Raw genomic sequence first — 18,572 nt, 5'->3', positions numbered from 1 at the left:
CGGCTCACCCACCTTGGCCCGTCTGGTCGATGTCCACTTGCTCCATGAACTCGCTCACCACCTCCTGGCGCTTCACGTTATAGAGGCGCGTTCTTGCCTCGGCCTTCGCGATAGGTGCCGGCCGCCAGGTCCAGCCGACACGTGGATGGGCACGCCCGTGATCTGCAACGAGGCCGTGTCCAGCGTGATCTTGGTAAGGTGGATAGTCGTAGCGCTCCTGTTTCAGGAAGCGCCGCTCCTCATAGAAGGAAATGCCGAAATCGAGGCGCTTGAGCGTCTTCTCCACGTTGGACCGGGACGTGAGTATCGCGATGTGGTCCTCGATGTCACCTCCACTGCGCAGGAAGGACATCCCCTTGAGGAACTCGTCCTGCCCGCCCCCGAAACTGTTGCGGCTCTTCTCCCCATCAGCATGGTGGCGCTCACCAGAACTGCTTCGGGGTGGTCTTCAGGTAGGCTACCGCTGCGGCCCCGGAAAGCGAGAGGGTGATGAGGAACAACCACCACTTTGGGCCACCAGCTTGCGGAAGATGGCCCTCAGGTCGATGGTGTCTCCCGTACCGGTCTGTGCGGCCATCAGTTGTTGTTCTGGTTGAGGATGAACACGTTGGCCACCAGGGGCCAGGGCGCTGATCGCGCCGAAGAGCACCGACAGCAGCTCCAGGTTCATCCGGCCTGCGCGAGCCTTCAGCGTGGGCACGTACACCACATCGTTCGGCAGCAGGTAGTAGTACTCGCTGGCCAGCACCTCCGTGCCGGACAGGTCCACGTACAGGGCCTGGACGCCGCGGTCGCTCTGGCGCATGAGGGTCACCTTGCTCTTGTCACCATATTCGTTGGGGCCGCCGGCCATCGCCAGCGCGTCCAGGATGGGGCATCTGGTTGTTGTAGATGAAGTACATGCCCGGGTTGCGCACATCGCCCAGCACGCTGATGCGGAAGCTCACCAGCTTGAGGATCACGGTGGCGTTGGTGAAGTACTCGTTGATCTTGCGCTGCACCAGGTCCTGCGCCTCGCCCATCGTGAGGCCCTGCACCTTGATGCGGCCCACCGTGGGCAACTGGACCTGTCCGTTCTTGTCCACGGAGAACCCGTTCACGTAAAGCGCCGCATCGTTCACGCCTTGGAATCCGTTCTGGCTTTCCACATTGAAGAAGCGGTGGGTGGCCTCGTCGAGCCCCAGTACACGGATGCTGAGCACATCGTTCACCTGGATCCGGTACTCGAACTTGCGGTTCTCGAACAGCTTGGCCGATCCATTGCTCAGGGACCCGTCCTGCAGGTAGTTGATGTTGCGGCGCCCACCCACGCAGCCCGTCAGCAGCACCAAGGCGGCCAGCAGCCCCATCCCATCCCCTTGAACTCCTTCATGCGAGTGCGGTCCGCGGACCGCCCTCCGCAGGGACAACGATCCCCCTCCGGAAGGCAAGTCCTTGACGGACAAGCGCTAAAAGATACGTGCGCAACCGTGCCGAGGTTGCGCCCAGCGCGGTGCGGGAGCACCAGACGAGGACCTTGTCCACGTTCAACCGCGAAGGGACCGCCAGTGTGGATCCGTTTCCTGGAGGCTGGACGAGAAAACCCGCGCTAAGCCGAAGTAGCCCGTAGGAGGCCCCAGCGGTGATCCTCCGGTGGAGGACCACAAGCGTGGCGCCATTCCCCGGAGGGCGGAATGAGAAAACCCGCGCTAAGCCGAAGTAGCCCGTAGGAGGCGCCAGCGCGTATCCTCCGGTGGAGGATGCCAAGCGTGGCGCCATTCCCCGGAGGGCGGAATGAGAAAAACCCGCGCTAAGCCGAAGTAGCCCGTAGGAGGCCCCCAGCGGTGATCTCCGGTGGAGGATCACAAGCGTGGCGCCATTCCCCGGAGGGCGGAATGAGAAAACCCGCGCTAAGCCGAAGTAGCCCGTAGGAGGCCCCAGCGGTGATCCTCCGGTGGAGGACCACAAGCGTGGCGCCATTCCCCGGAGGGCGGAATGAGAAAACCCGCGCTAAGCCGAAGTAGCCCGTAGGAGGCCCCAGCGGTGATCCTCCGGTGGAGGACCACAAGCGTGGCGCCATTCCCCGGAGGGCGGAATGAGAAAACCCGCGCTAAGCCGAAGTAGCCCGTAGGAGGCGCCAGCGGTGATCCTCCGGTGGAGATCACAAGCGTGGCGCCATTCCCCAGAGGGCGGAATGAGAAAACCCGCGCTAAGCGCGGGTTTTCGAATGTAGCCCGTAGGGGAATCGAACCCCTGTTTCATCCGTGAAAGGGACGCGTCCTAACCCCTAGACGAACGGGCCACGATGTCAACCTCCCGGACTGGTTTCCGAAAGGGCGGGCAAAGATAAGACACGCCCCGATCTGTGCAAGATCAGCTAAGGTCGTCCACATCCGCCTGGAAGCGGAAGCCCAGTCGTTTACCGGTGGTGAGCTGCAGCCCGGCGTTGATCTCGTTAAGCTCGCTGACGGTCACCTGGTTCACCTGATCATACGGCGGGGTCAGCAGGTCGAAGTCCAGCACATAGATGATCGTGGAGTAGATCACCTGTTTCAACACCTCCCGGTCCATCCTGTTGCCCGCCAGATCGTTGTAGAGGAAGCCCAGCTGGCGTTTGCCCTGCACGAAGAAGTGGCCGTCCTTGTTGAGGAAGAGCCGGCTCACGAGGTAGCCCAGGTCGCGCTCCCGGTTATACTTGAAGGAGTCGCTCAGGAAGTTGTACACGTTGACGACCCCGAAGTAGCCCCGTTGCTCATCCTCCTCGAGGTAGCTGGTCTTCCACAGGCTGTGCCCCTGGTCCAGCCGGAACACGTTGGTGTGCATGTGGAAGATCACCGTATCGCCGGCCACCTTGAGCTCGCAGGTCATCTCCCCTTTGTCCCGGTACTGAACGCTCACCCGTTTATCTCGCTGCAGCATCTCGTGCTCGAGGTCATCGGCCACCTCCTGTAGCACCTCCTTCAGCTCGCGGAACAGGCCCAGGATGCGGTGGTAGACATCCTGTTTCATGCCGCTCTTGTGGTGCAGCATGCGCAGGATCATCTCGCGCGGGCCGGGGGTGGACGGCGCGGGGGGCGGGGTGGCTTTCTTTGGGCTCATCAGTAGGCGCGGGCAAAAACGACCCGGCGTGTGCTGGGGCGCCCGGTGACCATGCAGGTGCCCGGGGTGGTGTCACCGTCAAGAGGGATGCAGCGGATGGTGGCCTTGGTCTCCTCCTTCACCCGTTCCTCGGTCTCGGCCGTGCCGTCCCAATGGGCGAGGATGAAGCCGCCCTCCTCGATCGCCACCTTGAACTCATCATAGGTGTTCACCCCCCGGGTGTACCGCTCGCGCATGGCGAGGGCCTTCTGGTAGAGGTTGTCCTGGATGGCCTCCAGCAGATGCTCCACCTTCTCGGCGATGTCGGTGGCCTGCATCACCTGCTTTTCCAAGGTGTCCCTGCGGGCCACCTCCACGGTCCCGTTCTCCATGTCACGCGGGCCCACGGCGATGCGCACCGGAACACCCTTCAGCTCATGCTCAGCGAACTTCCAACCGGGCTTCTTGGTGTCATCGTCGTCCAACTTCACGGAAATGCCCTTGGTGCGCATCTCCGCGATCATCGGGGCCACGAACGTGCTGATCGCGCTCAACTGCTCGGCGTTCTTCGCGATCGGCACGATGACCACTTGGTTGGGCGCGAGCTTCGGAGGAAGCACCAGTCCATGGTCATCGCTGTGGGTCATGATCAATGCGCCCATCAACCGGGTGCTCACGCCCCAGCTGGTGGCCCACACATGCTCCTGGCGGTTCTCCTTGTTGGTGAACAGCACGTCGAAGGCCTTGGCGAAGTTCTGGCCGAGGAAGTGCGAGGTACCCGCCTGCAGCGCCTTCCCATCCTGCATCATGGCCTCGATGCAATAGGTCTCCTCCGCGCCGGCGAAGCGCTCACCGGGCGTCTTGATGCCCTTGATCACGGGCATGGCCAGCCACTCCTCGGCGAAGAGGCGGTACACCTCCAGCATGCGCTCGGTCTCCTCGATGGCCTCCTGTCTGGTGGCATGGGCGGTGTGGCCCTCCTGCCAGAGGAACTCGGCCGTGCGCAGGAACAGGCGCGTCCGCATCTCCCAGCGGACCACGTTGGCCCATTGGTTGATCAGCAGCGGCAGGTCCCTGTAGCTCTTGATCCAGCCGCGGTAGGTGTTCCAGATGATGGTCTCGCTGGTGGGGCGCACGATGAGCTCCTCCTCCAGTTTCGCTTCGGGATCCACCACCACCCCGTGAACGGGATCGCTCTTCAATCGATAGTGGGTGACCACGGCGCACTCCTTGGCGAAGCCCTCCACGTGGCTGGCCTCCTTCGCCAGGTAGCTCTTGGGGATGAAGAGAGGGAAGTAGGCGTTGACGTGCCCGGTCTCCTTGAACATGCCATCAAGGGCCCGCTGCATCTTCTCCCAGATGGCATAGCCGTGCGGCTTGATCACCATGCATCCGCGCACATCGCTGTGCTCGGCCATGTCGGCCTTCAGCACCAGGTCGTTGTACCATTGTGCGTGGTCGTCCGCACGCTTTGTCAGGATGTCCGCCATGAGGGCCGCCGGGTGGTATTATTTTTGATGCAGACGAAGCGGCCAAAAGTACACAACGAAGCCGCCCTGTCAGGCGTTATCCCTGCACCATGGACCGACCCCTTCAGCCCCTCCGCACAGCCCCAACGGCCCTGCTGATCGCTCTTCTGCTGCAGGCCTGTAGCGGCGCCCTGGACACCACGGCCACGCACGATGGCGTGTATGACCGGCCCGCGAACGCACCTGTGGCGGTGGCCGCAGCGGTGGAGGAGCCCGCGCCCACTGCCGTCGCGGAGCAGCCGAAGAGCGCGGAAGCGGACTATTACAACGCCGCCGAAAGCCAGCGCTACACCGATCCGCGCAACTACTACGACATGACCTACAACGACCCGTATTACTACAACTACGGGCGCTTCGGCTTCGGCATGGGCGTGGGCATGGGATCCTGGGGCAATGGCTGGGGCATGGGCACCGGATGGGGCTCACCCGGTTGGAACGACCCCTACTGGAACAACAGCTGGCAGAGCGGCTATGGCTCCTGGGGTTGGAACAATGGCTGGGGTTGGAACAGCGGTTGGGGATCGTGCTGGTCCTGTTCCCCGTACGGCTGGAACAGTGGCTGGGGCCCCTATTATGGATACGGGGGCAATTGCTGGGGTTGCTACCAACCGATGATCATCTGGGATGGTACCAGCAGCTACCGCAGTGTGGTGGCCCATCGCGGCAGCATGGGAGGTGGCGGCCCGGTCAGCGGTGGCAACCGGGCCCCGATCTACAACCCGGTGGGCCTGCGTGGACAACCTGAGCAGCGCGCCCGCATCGAGCACCGCCCGGTGCAGATCGTACCGGGAGGGACCAGCACACGCCCCCAGGCCCGCCCCGGTCCCATGGACAGGCCCTCCCGCACCGACCCGGCGCAACGGCCCGGACGCGTGGAGCCCACCGAACGTCCGTCGCGCCCGACCATCGACCAGCAGCCCTCGCGGGGGATGGACCGTGGAACCCGCGGCGGAGGTGGCTTCTCCTCACCCGCACCGTCCCGCTCGGGCGGTGGACGCCGCTGAGCCATGATCCACCGCATCATCGCACGCGGACCCGGTCCGCAACGGTTCTTCCTTGCCTTGCTGGGCCCGTTCCTGGCCATCACCCTCCCGGCACAGAACGAGGATGACGCGCTGCGCATCGTGTCCATGCGCCCTGAAGGCACGGCCCGCAGCCTCGGCCTGGGCGGGGCCTTCGGTGCGCTGGGCGCCGATCCCGGAGCCCTGTGGTCCAACCCGGCGGGCATGGCGCTGTTCACCACCAGCGAGTTCTCGGCCACCCCGGCCCTGGAGGTGAACGATGCCCGGGGAAGCCTTCTGGGCTCCAGCACCTCCAACACCGACCAGCGCGTGCACTTCAGCAACCTGGCCATGGCCCTGCACGCCACCAAGGACGAGAGCCGCTGGAAGAGCCGCAGCTTCGGCGTGGTGTTCGACCGCACGGCCAGCCACCACTGGGAGCGCGTGGCGCGCGGCGAGAACGTGTCCTCCACCCTCCTCCAGCAGTTCGTGAACGAGGCCAACGGCACGCGGTTCGACGCGCTCGCCGGCGGCTACCCGTTCACGGCGGACCTGGCGTGGCAGACCTTCGCCATCGACACCCTCGCGGGCGACCCGGCGGCCTACCAGATCTACGGCGGAGGTTCGGGCCTGGGCCCCACCCGCCAGGACCACGCCATCAGCACGGCAGGCGCCAACAGCAATACCTCCTTCTACTACTCCGCCGGGCTTGATGACCGCCTGTTCATCGGTGGAGCGGTGGGGATCCTGGGGTCGCGCTTCGAGCGACTGACGACGCATAGCGAGACCATGCTGGCCGCCACGGACTCGTTGGACCGGTTCATCTACGAGGAACGCCTCGTGATGCGCGGCAGCGGCGTGGACCTGAAGCTGGGGGTACTGGGGCGGGTGGGTGACCACCTCCGCATCGGAGCCTCGGTGCACAGCCCATCCTACTTCTGGATGACCGATGTGTACAGCACCACCATGACCACCCGGTTCCGAGCAGGCGACAGCTATGCCTACGACAGCCCGGACGGCAGCTTCCAATACCGGGTGCAGGGCCCCTGGCGCGCCCTGCTCTCCGTGGCGGGCATCGTGGGCCGCAGCGGCGCGGTGAGCGCCGACTATGAGTACAGCGATCAGCGCGCCACCCGCCTGCGCCGGGCGAACGCCCTTTCGGACAGCTACGACTTCGCCTTCGAGAACCGCACGATCCAGCAGGTGGTGAAAGGGGTGCACGCGTTCCGCGTGGGCACCGAATGGCGCTTGGGACCGGCCTTCCTGCGGGGGGGCTTCGCGTACTGGACCGACCCCTTCGCCGCGGGCGACCTGCGGCATGGCGACGGCCGGACGCGCTATTCGTTGGGTGGCGGGTTCCGCGCCGCGCGGCTCTCCTTCGACCTGGCCCTCGCGTACGATCGCAGCACCGGCGGCTACAGCATGTACGACCCCGCGCTGGTGGACCCGGTGCGCGAGGAGTTGACGGCCTATCGGGCCCTGTTCACCGTGGCGTTCAGGCCCTGACCAGAACGACGAAGGGCCGCCCCTTGGGGCAGCCCTTCGTTGAACGTTGCCAGGGAGCTTACTGCTCGCCCTTCACGCGCTCCACCACGTAGTCATCCACGAGGATGCGGCCGCAGTGCTCGCACACGATGATCTTCTTGTGGCTGCTGATGTCCAGCTGGCGCTGGGGCGGGATGCTGTTGAAGCAGCCACCGCAGCTGCCGCGCTCCACCGCCACCACGGCCAGACCGTTGCGGGCATTGCCCCGGATGCGGCGGTAAGCGCTCAGCAGGCGCTCCTCCACATGGCCGGCCACCTCGGAGGCCTTCTTCAGAAGGGCCTTTTCGTCCTTCTCGGTCTCGGCGATGATGTCGTCGAGCTCCTTCTTCTTGTGGTCCAAATCCTTCTGGCGCTCCTTCACGAGGTTCGCGCTCTCCTCCACCACCATCTTCTTGGCATCGATCTGCGCCTTGGTCTCCTTGATGCGCTTCTCGGCCAGCTGGATCTCCAGGTTCTGGAACTCGATCTCCTTGCTGAGGCTGTCGTACTCCCGGTTATTGCGCACCTTGCTCTGCTGCGCCTCGTACTTCTTGATCGACGCCTTGGCGTCCTTGATCATGTTCTGGCGGTCCGCCACGTTGTTCTCCAGCTCCTTCAGCTCCTCCTCGAGCTTGGACAGGCGGGTGTTCAGGCCGGCGACCTCATCCTCCAGGTCCTGCACTTCCAGCGGCAGTTCGCCCCGCTGCGTGCGGATGCGGTCCACCTGGGCGTCGATGACCTGCATGCGGTACAGGTCCACCAGCTTCTCGGCGACGGTGATCTCCGCCTTGCCGGCGGCGTGGGTTGCCCGGGCGGCGCCGTTCTTGACGGCGGCCGTGCCCTCGCTCTTCGCCGCGGTCTTCACGTCGGTCTTGGCCATGTTCAGGAATAGTGGATGGGATCGGTGACGGTTTCCGTCAAACGGACCGCAAAGGTAGGGAAAACTTCCCCTAACCTGCGCTGGATCAGCCGCATGGTGAACTGCTCGCTGCCGTAGTGCCCCACATCGGCCAGCAGCACCCGCCCGTCCGCCTGGAAATAGTCGTGGTACTTGAGGTCGGCGGTGATGAACGCATCGGCACCGGCGGCCAGCGCATGCCCGATGAGGAAGGCCCCCGCCCCCCCGCAGAGCGCCACCCGCTGCACGGGCCGCCCCCTGAGCGGGCCATGGCGCACCACGCGCTGCCCGAAGACCTGCTTGATCCGCTCCAGGAAGTCACCCTCGCCCACGGGCCGTTCCCAGTGCCCCACCAGCCCGCTGCCGACACCGGGGTGGTCGTTGGCCAGCGGCACCAGGTCATAGGCCACCTCCTCGTAGGGGTGCGCGGACTTCATGGCGGCCACCACGGCGGCCTCCAGGGTGCGCGACAGCACCACCTCCACCCGGGTCTCGGGCTCCTGGTGCCGCTCCCCCTTCCGGCCCACGAAGGCCTGGCTGCCCTCCCCCGGCCTGAAGGTGCCCTGCCCCTCGAGGTTGAAGCTGCACTCGTCGTAGGCCCCGATGCGGCCGGCCCCGGCCCGGAACAGGGCGTCACGGACGGCTTCGGCGTGCGCATGCGGCACGAAGACCGCCAGCTTGGCCAGCTGGGCCGGCCGCGGCTGAAGCACGCGCCGCCCCATCAGCCCGAGCGCATCGGCGATCTCCCCGTTCACCCCGTCGATCACGTTGTCCAGGTTGGTGTGGATGGCGTACAGCGCGATGTCCCGCCGGATGGCGGCCAGCACCGTGCGCTCCACCGGCCCTCGCGGCACCAAGCTCTTCAGCCCGCGGAAGATCACCGGATGATGGCTGATGATCAGCCCGCAGCCCTTGGCCGCCGCCTCCTCCACCACCTGCTCCGTGCAGTCCAGGCAGACCAGCGCGCCGGTCACCTCCGCCTCCGGGTCCCCGACGTGCAGTCCGCTGTTGTCGTAGTCCTCCTGCAGGCCACGCGGGGCCCAGGCCTCCAGTGCGGTGGTGAGTTGCTTGATCTTCATCGCGAACGGCCTATGGTAAGGGGATCGCAAAGGAAGCAGTGCACATGAAAGACCCTATCGTTCGTTCACCAGGATATACTGGAACCTCCTGTCCAGCAACCGCCCATCCAAAGTATCCAGCATGACCTGCGTGATGCGCAGCGGATACAAGGTCCGGTTCACCGGCCGCTCCATCACCCGCAGCCACTCCGCTTCCTCGACATGCTCCGGGCGGTTGGCCAGCAGCACCGCACGGGTAGTGGCATTCAGTGTATCGGGTGGTGCTGACGATCCAGGTTCCTGCGCCAGCAGGCCGAGGGGCAGCACGAGCAGGATGAATATGAGCGCCGCGCATGCTCATGGCGCTTGAACGATGATGCGGGTGGACGCTGACCGCATGCCCCAGCGAAGCGTGCAATGGTACATGCCCGAAGCTTCGCCTGCGAGGTCCACCCGATGCACCTGGCTCCACTGCGGCAGGCGCTCCTTCAGCACCAAGCGACCGCTCAGGTCGCGCACCTCCAATGCACCCGCCACCGGTTGCGCGGCATAGCTCATGGTGAACGCTCCGTTGTTCGGGTTGGGGTAGACCTGTATTCCCCCCCTCTCCGCGGGAGAGGGGCCGGGGGTGAGGCCCGCATTGATCCCCAAGCTATCGCACACACTGCCATCGATCGGGCCCAGGTGGTAGTTGGGGTGGTTGGGCAGGGAGTTCTCGAAATACCGTGGAAGTGCGATGCCATGCTGCTCGATGTCGCAGGCCAAGCCCGGCTGGTCGGGCTCGTGGATCACATGCAGCACATCCGTGCTATTGCCAGTACCGATGTAGATCTTGCCATCCGGTCCCTGTTGGGCAATGTCGAACAGCGCAGCTAGAGGCGGAAAGGGAGAATACGTACTGTCCCACTCGGCGATATGGACCATGGAAGCGGCGATGTCGGTAGCCTCTGTGTCGTACTGATACACGTCTTCCAAGGATGGAACATAGAGGAAGCGGCTGTTGGGCGAGAAGGCAACGCCACCCATGCTGTTCTCATCGTTGATGAGGATATGCACCGAGTTCGAGAACAGACCTGTGCAACGATCGAAGTCGAAGATCTCCAGATCTTGGTTGAACTGCCCCCAGTAGTAGGCGAACTTGCTGCCATCCGGGGAGAAACAAGCCTGGCCATTGTCTGGTGGCCGAATGATACCGATCGATTGTGTACCATCAACCACCACGCCGTTCGGCGTAACCAGCAACCTGTAGAAGCTGTTCGTGTTCACTTTATGACAGAATACCCACCAATCGCGCCCATTGGCATGGCGAACGGCCGTGATCCTTCCTGTGTTCAACGCATCGGAGACCAATACCTGGTTCTTGGTCGTGACCCCTCCCAACCCACCGTCCAAGCTCATATCGATGGTGGTCAGATAGAGATAGAGCGCATTGGGTCCAGGTATGTTGTCAAGGGTGCCATGGAAGAGATAATAGATATCCGACGCCTCTGGCTTTGGCAGGATCAGGCAGGCCTGCGAGAGGTATAAACCCTCTGGGAACATGGACGTGTAGCTGCTCGGATTGAGCCCAGTGCCGTTCAATAGGGTATCGCCTGTAGCATTCGCGAGGTATGCCCCATTGGTACTGAAGAGTAGATTTCCACTGGCATCAGTGATGTTCGCCGAGGTCCTGCGGTAGCCAATGGCTCGTGACATGGTCGAAATGACGATGCTCCCGCTTTCAAAATCCAGATCGACTCCACCAAAAGGTGGGGGGCCGTCGCTATCGAATCCACCCAGCCACAAATTGTTCAAACCTTGTTGCGCGTAAGCATGCTGGATGAAGACAGAAAGCACGCACAGCCAGGCTGAACGTATTGAAGTGATTGCTCTGGCGATCCGCATTGATCAGCGAAGGATGGTCAACTTCCCATAGCCGATCACGCCCTCAACTGTAAGCACCATGTAGTGATATAGCGCAGGGGAAAGTGCCGCTGTGCTAAAGGCAAAGCGCATCGTCTCAGCAGGTATGCTGCTGCGCAGCACTTCGGCTCCGAGCGCATCGTAAATGATCAGCGTCCCGGGATCCTTCAACTCCTGAGGCATTACCAAGCTAGCCTCGTCTCTCGCTGGATTGGGTATTACACTGATCGTATTCGCTTGTCGTTCGGTCAAGCTCTTCACGATGATGCCGTAGGACAGGCACAGAAGCGGATCATCAAAATCGTAGTTGTCGTCGATGAGCCAGTAGAGGGAGCGGGCCTTGAAGACCGCATTGCCGCCGATCATCGGACACTGGTTCGCGATGTCAAAGAGCGCACCGGCTTGTGTGGTGGAGAAGATGTCCACATCCTTGCCTATCGTGGCGAGATAGATCTCGTTCACGGTCTTTTGGTTCTCCTCGATCAGCTCAGCTATCGCAATACCGGTGTTCGTGACCTGAACGGTATGAGCGCTTTGCTCCTTGGAACTGGATACTGCTTGTAGTATCGCCGTGCTCCACGCGGACAAGTCCCGGATGTCTTCTCGATAGCCGTTCAACCCCGCAAGAATAGCCTCCCGTTGTGCGAATGTCAGGTTGCTTTCACCCAACTGCTCCAAATCTCCCTGCACGAGCATAGCCAGACTGCCGATCTGCGCGCTGTTGGCCCGTAATTGCACCACCACGTTGCTGTCCAAATCGTACAGGGCCTGTTGGCTGTCGTCGATCCCCTTGAAGGTCGAAGTGGTGCTGCCTTGCATCTCATCATAGAGATCGGCCATCACTTGCAAACTATCCTGCAACTCCGGGTTCTCGTCGAGTTTCTTGTACAACCCGCTTTTGAGCATCCATTTCGATTCATCCGTGTAAGGGCCATTCTCTAAACTATCGTTCGCCAGCCGCACATCCAGTCCGGTCAGGCGCTCGTTGTCCCGTTCTCCCTCGAACTGGCTGCAGTAATCCATGCCGTGGTGGTCGGCGCAATCGTAGTTCGCACCAAAGAGAACGCTGAACCAGCCGTTGGGAGATACCGATGGAGGTTGTGTATTGCCTCCACTGATGATGGCCGGGTTGTAGCGGAAAGGGAAGTTCGGGGCATTGATCGTGTCCTCATACAAGGCGCAAACCCCACCAGCACCAGCGGCGTTGTACCACAGGTTCCCTTTTAGTTCTTGCAGACCGATCACCGCAGTACCATCCAAATGCAACGCCCACTTGTGGTTGTGGAAGAAGTTGCCACGTACATCGGTGTTGTAGGCCACGCCGTTGAACAGGATGCCATTGGCCGTGCGGTCCATCTCGTTGCAGCTGATCAGCGGCTGGCTCCCCATCATGTTGCGGATCGCGCTTTGTGCGGCGATGGGGTAGCTGGTGGCCACCACTGGCATGACCGGGACGCAGAGCAAAAGGACGGTTGATCGTCTCATGGTTCTAGTATAACCCGGACTGCGGCCCGCTGTGTCCCCCAGACGATGCGGCATTGGTACATGCCCGCTGCCTCGTGCAACTCCACACTGTGTAACTGGCTCCACTGCGGAATGCGCTCACGCAGTAGAAGGCGACCCGACAGGTCGCGCACTTCTAACTCGCCCACTGTGCTTTGCGCGGGATAGCTGAGGGTGAAGTTCCCTGCGCTGGGGTTCGGATACGCCTGCACACCAAGCCGCAGTGCCTCCTCGAGCATGCCCGCATTGATCCCCAAGCTATCGCACACACTGCCATCGATCGGGCCTAGATGGTAGTTGGGGTGGTTGGGCAATGAGTTGCTGAAGTACCTCGGTAACGCGATCCCATGCTGCTCGATGTTACATGCCAGCCCAGCCGAATCGGGTGAGTGGATCACATGCAGTTTGTCGGTGCTGTTGCCCGTGCTGATGTAGATCTTGCCATCGGGCGCGAGTTGGGCGATGTCGAAGAGCGTTGCCAAAGGCGGGAATGGCGAATACGTACTATCCCATTCAGCGATATGTACCATGGATGCGGCCACATCAGCAGCCTCCGTATCGAACTGGTAGACATCGAATACCGAGGACACGTAGACGTAACGGCCGTTGGGGGAGAATGCCACACCTCCACCACCATCGTAATCGCTGATCTGAACGTTGATCACGTCGAAGAAGTGCCCGGTGCAACGATCGAAGCTCAGGATATCCAGGTCATCGCCGGGCTCATCGCCCCAGTAGTAGGCGAACTTGCTGCCGTCGGGTGAGAAGCACACCTGACCGGCATCCGCCTCGCGGATAGCCCCGATCGCCTGTGTGCCATCGATCGTGATTCCGGAGGGGGTGACCAAAAGCCTGTAGTAGATGTTGGTATCCAGCTTGTGGCAGAAGACCCACCAATCGCGGCCATTGGCATGGCGCACGGCGGTGAGCCGGCCCACGTTCAGGTCGTCGGAAAAGATCACTTGGTTCTTGCTTGTCACTCCTCCCAACCCACCGTCAAGGCTCATGTCGATGGTCGTCAGGTAAAGCGATTGAGCATGTGGCCCTGCCCAAACATCAACGGAATTGTGGAAGAGATAGTAGATATCCGGTGCTTCAGGTTTTGGAAGAACCAGCACGCCCTGTGGTATCGCGAATCCCTCTGTGTACTGATCCGCGTACCAACCAGGGCTCAGTCCTGTCCCGTTGAGCATGGTGTCCCCAAACGCATTGGCTACGAATGCACCATTAGTGCTAAAGAGCAGGTCGCCGTTCGCATCCGTGATATTGGCGGAGGTCCTGCGGAAGCCGATATCGCGCGATACCGTGGATATCACCAAGCTACCTGTAATGAACTCAAGATCCACTCCGCCGAATGGAGGTGGGCCATCACTGTCGAATCCACCCAACCACAAATCGTTCCATCCCTGGCCAAAACCCGCTTGCCAACTGCCAAGGAAACACTGTACAAGCGCGGCAAGACCGAGCTTCGCGAACTTCGTGCGGTGCTTGATGTTGCGGTTAAGCATTAGCGAATGATGGTGAGCTTGCCTGAACCGATGATGCCGGAAGGCCCTTGCACCTGGTAGTGGTAGATAGCGGGCGCCAGCGAGCGCGTGCTGAACGCGATACGTGGCACCTCAATGGGCACGCCATGGCGCATCACCTCACCACCCAAGCCATCGAAGACCACAAAGGCTCCAGGTTCGTCAAGCACGCGGTCCAAAACCAAGGTGGCTTCGTCCACAGCAGGATTGGGGATCACGGCAACAGCGTTCGAGGTCCGGTCGGTCAGGTTCTTCACGATGATACCGTGCGGCAGACACAACAACTGTTCATCGAAGTCGTATTTGTCATCGACGAGCCAATACAGGGATCGCGCCTTGAAGACCGCGTTACCTCCAAGCATGGGACATTGGCTTGCGATGTTAAAAAGGTCAGTGGCCTGCGCCAAGGTGAAGCCATCCACATCCTTGGCTATGGTAGCCAGGTAAATGTCGTTCACAGCTCGCTCGTTCGCCTCGATCAGTTCGCTGGTCGTGATGTTCGCATTCGCGGCCTGCACGCCGGTGGCAGTAAGCACCTTGGAGGTGCTGGCGCCTTGCAAAGCTGTTGCGTTCCATGTGGATAGGTCAGCGATGTTCTGGCGGTAACCACTGACGCTGGTCAGGATAGCCTGTCGCTGTGCCAGCGTAAACGTACTGTCACCCAGTTGTTCCAGACCATCCTTCACCAAGGCCATGTAGCCCTCGACCTGGGCACGATTCGCCTGCAACTGCGCGACCACGCTGCTGTCCAGGTCGTAGAGCGCCAGCCGGACGTCGTCGATGGCCTTGAAAGCGGCTGTCGTGCTGCCTTGCAGCTCATCATAGAAGTCCTCCAAGCTCTGTAGGCTGTCCAGCAAGGCAGGTGAGTCATCCAGCTTCTTGTACAGGTCCGCTTTCAGTATCCACTGCGTCTCTTCCGTGTACGCATCGTTCTCCAAACTGTCACTGGCGATCTTCTCGTCCAATTCCTTCACGCAATCCGCACAACGGTCGCCATCGAACTGGCTGCAATAATGCGTTCCATGATGATCAGCGCAATCGTAGTTCGCGCCCGACGTGACGTTGAACCAGCTTGGTGGTGACCATGAGGGCGGCTGCGTTGTACCACTGCCAACGGTAGTGGGATCATACAGAAAAAGCGAAACCACAGACTGCGCATCACTCACCTCATACCACGCCCCCCATACAGGCGTCACGGCCGCCGTATCCCATAAGTTCCCCTTCCGCACCTGCGCATCGATGATCGCCGTGGCATCCAGGTGCAACGGCCACTTGTGGTTGTGGAAGAAGTTGCCGCGCACGTCGGTGTTGTAGGCCACGCCGTTGAACAGGATGCCATTGGCCGTGCGGTCCATCTCGTTGCAGCTGATCAGCGGCTGGCTCCCCATCATGTTGCGGATGGCGCTTTGTGCGGCGATGGGGTAGCCGGTGTCGCTGCTGCTGATCTGGTTGCAACTCACCTCCGTGGCCCGGCAGCCCTCCAGCTGGATGCCCGTGCGGTTGTGGGCATTGCTCACCAGCAGCACCGTGTTGTCGGCCACCTGCCAGGCATCGGCGGCGGTGAGGGCGATGCCGAAGCGCGAGGTGGGCGCGTTCAAGAAGTGGATGCTGTTGTTCAGGATGCGCGCATCATGCGCCTGCTGGTTGCCCTCGGTGACGAGGATGCCCGTGTAGCCCTTGCAATTGGCGCAAGGGTGGTCGCCGAAGGTGATGTCGTTGCCTTGCAGCAGGATGTGCGCCGCGCCGTCATTGGCCCGCAGTTCCATGCCGTTCCGGTGGGCGGCCACGAGGTTGGTGAGGATGTCCACATAGCGGTAGCCGCTGCGCTCCACATGGTGGGCGGTACCCATGTCCAGCATCCGGTTGTCTGTGCTCAGCACGTTCATGTACTCGGTGTACACGCCCCAGCGGCAGCTGGTGAAACTGGGGGTGCCGGCCATGCCGTAGCCCTGCTGCCGCAGGAAGTGGTAGCCTTGGTCGCCGCGGGCGAAGATGCCAGCGCCGTTGCCCGTGAGGGTGTAGGCGCTATCGGGCTGGATGTCCTGCATGCGGCAGTCGCTCACCTGCACATCGCTCTGGTGGGCCACGATGCCATTGCTCAGGGTGTGGAGGGTGTTGTGGCCACCGGCGAGGTCCAGGGTGGTGCGGTGCACGGCAAAGGCCGCGAAGCCCCGGTCGCCCACGGAGGTGGTCTGGCCGGGGCAGGGCAGCGGCATGGCGCCCGCGCTGTAGAACGTGCTGTTGCTCACCCAGCAGGCCACGTTGTTGTAAGGCAGGCCCACATCGGGGATGCCGATGCCCACGCGGTTGTTGTGGAACTGGGTGCCATCCACCCAGATGGTGGAGCCGTCCAGGGCGGCCACGGCGCTTTCCGCATCGTCCATGAAAGACCCCCGGATGCGCAAAGTAGCCCCGTCCTCCGCCGTGATGCTTCTCCACATCACCCCATTGCAGGCGGCGAAGGAGCTGTTCTCGATGTCGAGCGTCCAGCCGTTCTGCACGATGATCTCCGCGCCGGGATGCAGACGCACTTCGGCGTTCTGAAAGAGCACATCCGCATCCACGAAGAACCGCCCCTGGATGTTCACCGTACCGATGAAGACATCGCCCACCACGCTCGCGAAGGCACTGTCAGCAAGGACGGTGAGTGAATAGCAGTTGGCATCGCTGCTGCACGGCGGCATGAGCACGTTGTTGGCGGGATCGCAGAGGTCCCAATGAGGCACGGTGTCGTGAAGGAAGAAGTATGGTTTGCACTCCGGGAACACCGTCACGGGGATGGTATCGATGGTGTACCCCGCACAATACGGTGCACAGTTGTCGAACACGACATTATACTGGTCGCTGGGAAGGCCGCCGCGCACGATGCCGGGAATGGTGAAGGACGTCAAGCTATCCACCAGCGTGTGCTTGCCCGAAAAGACCTCGGTGAGCGTGCCACAACCGGACCGCCCCGTGTTGACGAAGGTGCAATTCATCACCCTCACGTAGCGGTCGTCCGCACTGTCGCAACCGATGCAGGGTCCCGTGCTGTTCAGGGGGCAATACGGGAGTGCGGTGGAGGACGTGTCCCGGCCATAGAAGCGCACGATGGCCCTGCAATTGGTGTAGAAACCACAGTGATCGAAGATCACCCGCGAGCCGGGGGTCTTGGTGAACCGGAACATGTGCGGGCCCGCCGCGCAGGTGGCGGTATCATGTATACCGTAGATCGTCCATGAAACGTAGGCCCACTGGTCGTCCTCTTCATGGAAGTTGGTATGACGGAACTCCAGGTCGTAGGCCGGGTCGTAGGGCAGGTTCTCCGGCTGCTCATAGAACCGGCCCACGTTGCCGTACACCTCGCAACTGTCGAATGACATCTGCCGGGTCTCGGGCCAGATGGCCATGCCCTCCAGGCCGGCTTTCACCACGCATTTCGTGAATTTGAAGTCCTGCTGTCCCAGGCATCGGGCTCCGGCGGAAACGATCCCATGCGAGCGATTGTGCAGGAAGCGGCAGTTGTCGAAGGTTCCGTGCCTCACACGCATGGGTCCGCCCACGCCCTCGATGTCCAGGCCCGAACCAGGCTGGCTGGTCATGCGCCCGGCGCCGTTGTAGTTGAAGTCGCAATCCGAGACCTGAAGCCCGGAAAGGCCGGTCCAGGAGAGGCCCTGCCGGCCGTTCCATTCGAACCGGCTGGTCAGCACACGGTTGTTGAAGAGCACAGTGCGGTTACCCGGGGTGGCGCTGCTGTCGGCCGGGTCGATGCCCACCTGCAGGCCGGGGTACACCGTGGCAAAGGGTACCAGCGTGTCCGCGTATGTGGCATAGATCGTGAGCCCGTCCCGGCCGAAGTGATGTGCCCGCACATGATCGACGAGACAGTTGCTGGACTCGTGGATCAGGAGACCGTCGTAGTCCGTCTGGATCCCATCGAACCAACTGCGGCCGCCCAGGAGGGCCTTGTCAATGTTGCCGTTCAGGTCCAGGTCGCGCACGGTGATGGAGTCGCAATGGCTGAAGCGGAACATGTTGCCCACGTAAGCGTGCAGCAGATCGGGCAACTGCCCCGGGTGATCGCAGGACTGGCAACTATCCACACCGGCCGCGCTGAACACCTCGTCGGTGCCGGCGGTGCGCAGGAAGGTGCCGTAGTACAGGCAGTCCCGGTAGCGGATGGTGGTGTTGATGCCCCCTTGGATGGTGAACTGCGCACATCCTTCGAGGGTGAAGCCGGTCTGCACGGCCACCAAGGGTGAGCATTTGGGGGCAGAAGGGGGCAGCCCGCTAGGGTATTCGTGAGCGGTCCAGTCCGGCCCTGGCAGGGGGTCGGTGGCCCAGTGCAGCTCCTGCACTCCCACGATGTACTCGCCCCCCTCCAGGATCAGGGTGCCGTAGCCACCACGAGCCTGGAAGAAGGCGGCAGCCTTCAGCAGCGCTGGCTGGTCATTGATCAGGTCGTTGGGGTGGCCGGAGCCAAGCGTGTCGAACTCGTACAAGTACTTGGTCACCATCGGCGGCTGGGCCACCAGGACCGCCGGTGCGGCAACGAGCAGAACGACCAGAACCCATGGGTGACGAAGCGTGCGCAT

General features: G+C 62.2%; 14 protein-coding genes and 1 tRNA gene. 2 read left to right on the top strand and 13 right to left on the bottom strand.

Annotated elements, in window-relative coordinates; genetic code table 11:
- Positions 1–4: 4 nt before the first annotated feature.
- The 6 genes from IPJ87_18155 to IPJ87_18130 all read right to left on the bottom strand — a co-directional run bounded on the left by IPJ87_18155 (position 5) and on the right by IPJ87_18130 (position 4,547).
- Entirely contained in the window at positions 5–352 is a 348-nt protein-coding gene (locus IPJ87_18155) for a hypothetical protein (GenBank protein MBK7943769.1), read from the bottom strand.
- A 105-nt stretch (positions 353–457) separates the two neighbouring features.
- Positions 458–853, bottom strand: coding sequence for a hypothetical protein (locus IPJ87_18150; protein MBK7943768.1), 396 nt, complete (start codon positions 851–853; stop codon positions 458–460).
- The gene (locus IPJ87_18145; protein ID MBK7943767.1) at positions 825–1,349 is read right to left on the bottom strand and encodes a polysaccharide biosynthesis/export family protein; all 525 of its coding nucleotides are present in this window, start codon (positions 1,347–1,349) and stop codon (positions 825–827) included. The genes IPJ87_18150 and IPJ87_18145 overlap by 29 nt, the downstream gene beginning before the upstream one ends.
- A gap of 860 nt (positions 1,350–2,209) precedes the next feature.
- Positions 2,210–2,281 (bottom strand) — tRNA-Glu (locus IPJ87_18140).
- Positions 2,282–2,352: 71 nt separating this feature from the next.
- Entirely contained in the window at positions 2,353–3,078 is a 726-nt protein-coding gene (locus IPJ87_18135; GenBank protein ID MBK7943766.1) for a hypothetical protein, read from the bottom strand.
- Complete coding sequence (locus IPJ87_18130; protein MBK7943765.1) at positions 3,078–4,547, bottom strand: proline--tRNA ligase; 1,470 nt, start codon at positions 4,545–4,547, stop codon at positions 3,078–3,080. The genes IPJ87_18135 and IPJ87_18130 overlap by 1 nt, the downstream gene beginning before the upstream one ends.
- Before the next feature lie 89 nt (positions 4,548–4,636).
- Here IPJ87_18130 and IPJ87_18125 point away from each other — a divergent pair, with 89 nt between their 5' ends.
- Together IPJ87_18125 and IPJ87_18120 are read left to right on the top strand one after the other, a co-directional pair.
- Positions 4,637–5,590, top strand: a complete 954-nt coding sequence (locus tag IPJ87_18125; protein ID MBK7943764.1) for a hypothetical protein — start codon at positions 4,637–4,639, stop codon at positions 5,588–5,590.
- A 3-nt stretch (positions 5,591–5,593) separates the two neighbouring features.
- Complete coding sequence (locus IPJ87_18120) at positions 5,594–7,093, top strand: hypothetical protein (GenBank protein ID MBK7943763.1); 1,500 nt, start codon at positions 5,594–5,596, stop codon at positions 7,091–7,093.
- Positions 7,094–7,151: 58 nt separating this feature from the next.
- Here the strand turns inward: IPJ87_18120 and IPJ87_18115 are convergent, their stop codons facing one another.
- From IPJ87_18115 to IPJ87_18085, 7 genes are read right to left on the bottom strand one after another with little or no spacing between them, the layout of a single operon-like run.
- Positions 7,152–7,991 carry a hypothetical protein gene (locus IPJ87_18115; protein ID MBK7943762.1) on the bottom strand — a complete coding sequence of 280 codons (840 nt, stop codon included), beginning with the start codon at positions 7,989–7,991 and terminating at the stop codon, positions 7,152–7,154.
- A 2-nt stretch (positions 7,992–7,993) separates the two neighbouring features.
- The gene (locus tag IPJ87_18110; protein ID MBK7943761.1) at positions 7,994–9,088 is read right to left on the bottom strand and encodes a Nif3-like dinuclear metal center hexameric protein; all 1,095 of its coding nucleotides are present in this window, start codon (positions 9,086–9,088) and stop codon (positions 7,994–7,996) included.
- Positions 9,089–9,142: 54 nt separating this feature from the next.
- Entirely contained in the window at positions 9,143–9,394 is a 252-nt protein-coding gene (locus IPJ87_18105) for a hypothetical protein (GenBank protein MBK7943760.1), read from the bottom strand.
- 30 nt (positions 9,395–9,424) lie between these two features.
- The gene (locus tag IPJ87_18100) at positions 9,425–10,951 is read right to left on the bottom strand and encodes a T9SS type A sorting domain-containing protein (GenBank protein ID MBK7943759.1); all 1,527 of its coding nucleotides are present in this window, start codon (positions 10,949–10,951) and stop codon (positions 9,425–9,427) included.
- A 3-nt stretch (positions 10,952–10,954) separates the two neighbouring features.
- Entirely contained in the window at positions 10,955–12,454 is a 1,500-nt protein-coding gene (locus IPJ87_18095; GenBank protein ID MBK7943758.1) for a hypothetical protein, read from the bottom strand.
- Positions 12,451–13,980 carry a T9SS type A sorting domain-containing protein gene (locus IPJ87_18090; GenBank protein ID MBK7943757.1) on the bottom strand — a complete coding sequence of 510 codons (1,530 nt, stop codon included), beginning with the start codon at positions 13,978–13,980 and terminating at the stop codon, positions 12,451–12,453. The genes IPJ87_18095 and IPJ87_18090 overlap by 4 nt, the downstream gene beginning before the upstream one ends.
- Positions 13,980–18,572, bottom strand: coding sequence for a hypothetical protein (locus tag IPJ87_18085; GenBank protein ID MBK7943756.1), 4,593 nt, complete (start codon positions 18,570–18,572; stop codon positions 13,980–13,982). The genes IPJ87_18090 and IPJ87_18085 overlap by 1 nt, the downstream gene beginning before the upstream one ends.

It is taken from the genome of Flavobacteriales bacterium, assembly GCA_016713875.1.
GTDB lineage: Bacteria > Bacteroidota > Bacteroidia > Flavobacteriales_F > PHOS-HE28 > PHOS-HE28.
The sequence above is the reverse complement of the archived record's forward strand: the minus strand, read 5'-3'. Positions and strand labels throughout refer to the sequence as shown.

What these genes read in the sequence shown, in the direction of transcription:
- IPJ87_18155 (MBK7943769.1), bottom strand. Translation starts at nt 352, where the DNA reads ATGTCCTTCCTGCGCAGTGGAGGTGACATCGAGGACCACATCGCGATA.
- IPJ87_18150 (MBK7943768.1), bottom strand. Translation starts at nt 853, where the DNA reads ATGGCCGGCGGCCCCAACGAATATGGTGACAAGAGCAAGGTGACCCTC.
- IPJ87_18145 (MBK7943767.1), bottom strand. Translation starts at nt 1,349, where the DNA reads ATGGGGCTGCTGGCCGCCTTGGTGCTGCTGACGGGCTGCGTGGGTGGG.
- IPJ87_18135 (MBK7943766.1), bottom strand. Translation starts at nt 3,078, where the DNA reads ATGAGCCCAAAGAAAGCCACCCCGCCCCCCGCGCCGTCCACCCCCGGC.
- IPJ87_18130 (MBK7943765.1), bottom strand. Translation starts at nt 4,547, where the DNA reads ATGGCGGACATCCTGACAAAGCGTGCGGACGACCACGCACAATGGTAC.
- IPJ87_18125 (MBK7943764.1), top strand. Translation starts at nt 4,637, where the DNA reads ATGGACCGACCCCTTCAGCCCCTCCGCACAGCCCCAACGGCCCTGCTG.
- IPJ87_18120 (MBK7943763.1), top strand. Translation starts at nt 5,594, where the DNA reads ATGATCCACCGCATCATCGCACGCGGACCCGGTCCGCAACGGTTCTTC.
- IPJ87_18115 (MBK7943762.1), bottom strand. Translation starts at nt 7,991, where the DNA reads ATGGCCAAGACCGACGTGAAGACCGCGGCGAAGAGCGAGGGCACGGCC.
- IPJ87_18110 (MBK7943761.1), bottom strand. Translation starts at nt 9,088, where the DNA reads ATGAAGATCAAGCAACTCACCACCGCACTGGAGGCCTGGGCCCCGCGT.
- IPJ87_18100 (MBK7943759.1), bottom strand. Translation starts at nt 10,951, where the DNA reads ATGCGGATCGCCAGAGCAATCACTTCAATACGTTCAGCCTGGCTGTGC.
- IPJ87_18095 (MBK7943758.1), bottom strand. Translation starts at nt 12,454, where the DNA reads ATGAGACGATCAACCGTCCTTTTGCTCTGCGTCCCGGTCATGCCAGTG.
- IPJ87_18090 (MBK7943757.1), bottom strand. Translation starts at nt 13,980, where the DNA reads ATGCTTAACCGCAACATCAAGCACCGCACGAAGTTCGCGAAGCTCGGT.
- IPJ87_18085 (MBK7943756.1), bottom strand. Translation starts at nt 18,572, where the DNA reads ATGCGCACGCTTCGTCACCCATGGGTTCTGGTCGTTCTGCTCGTTGCC.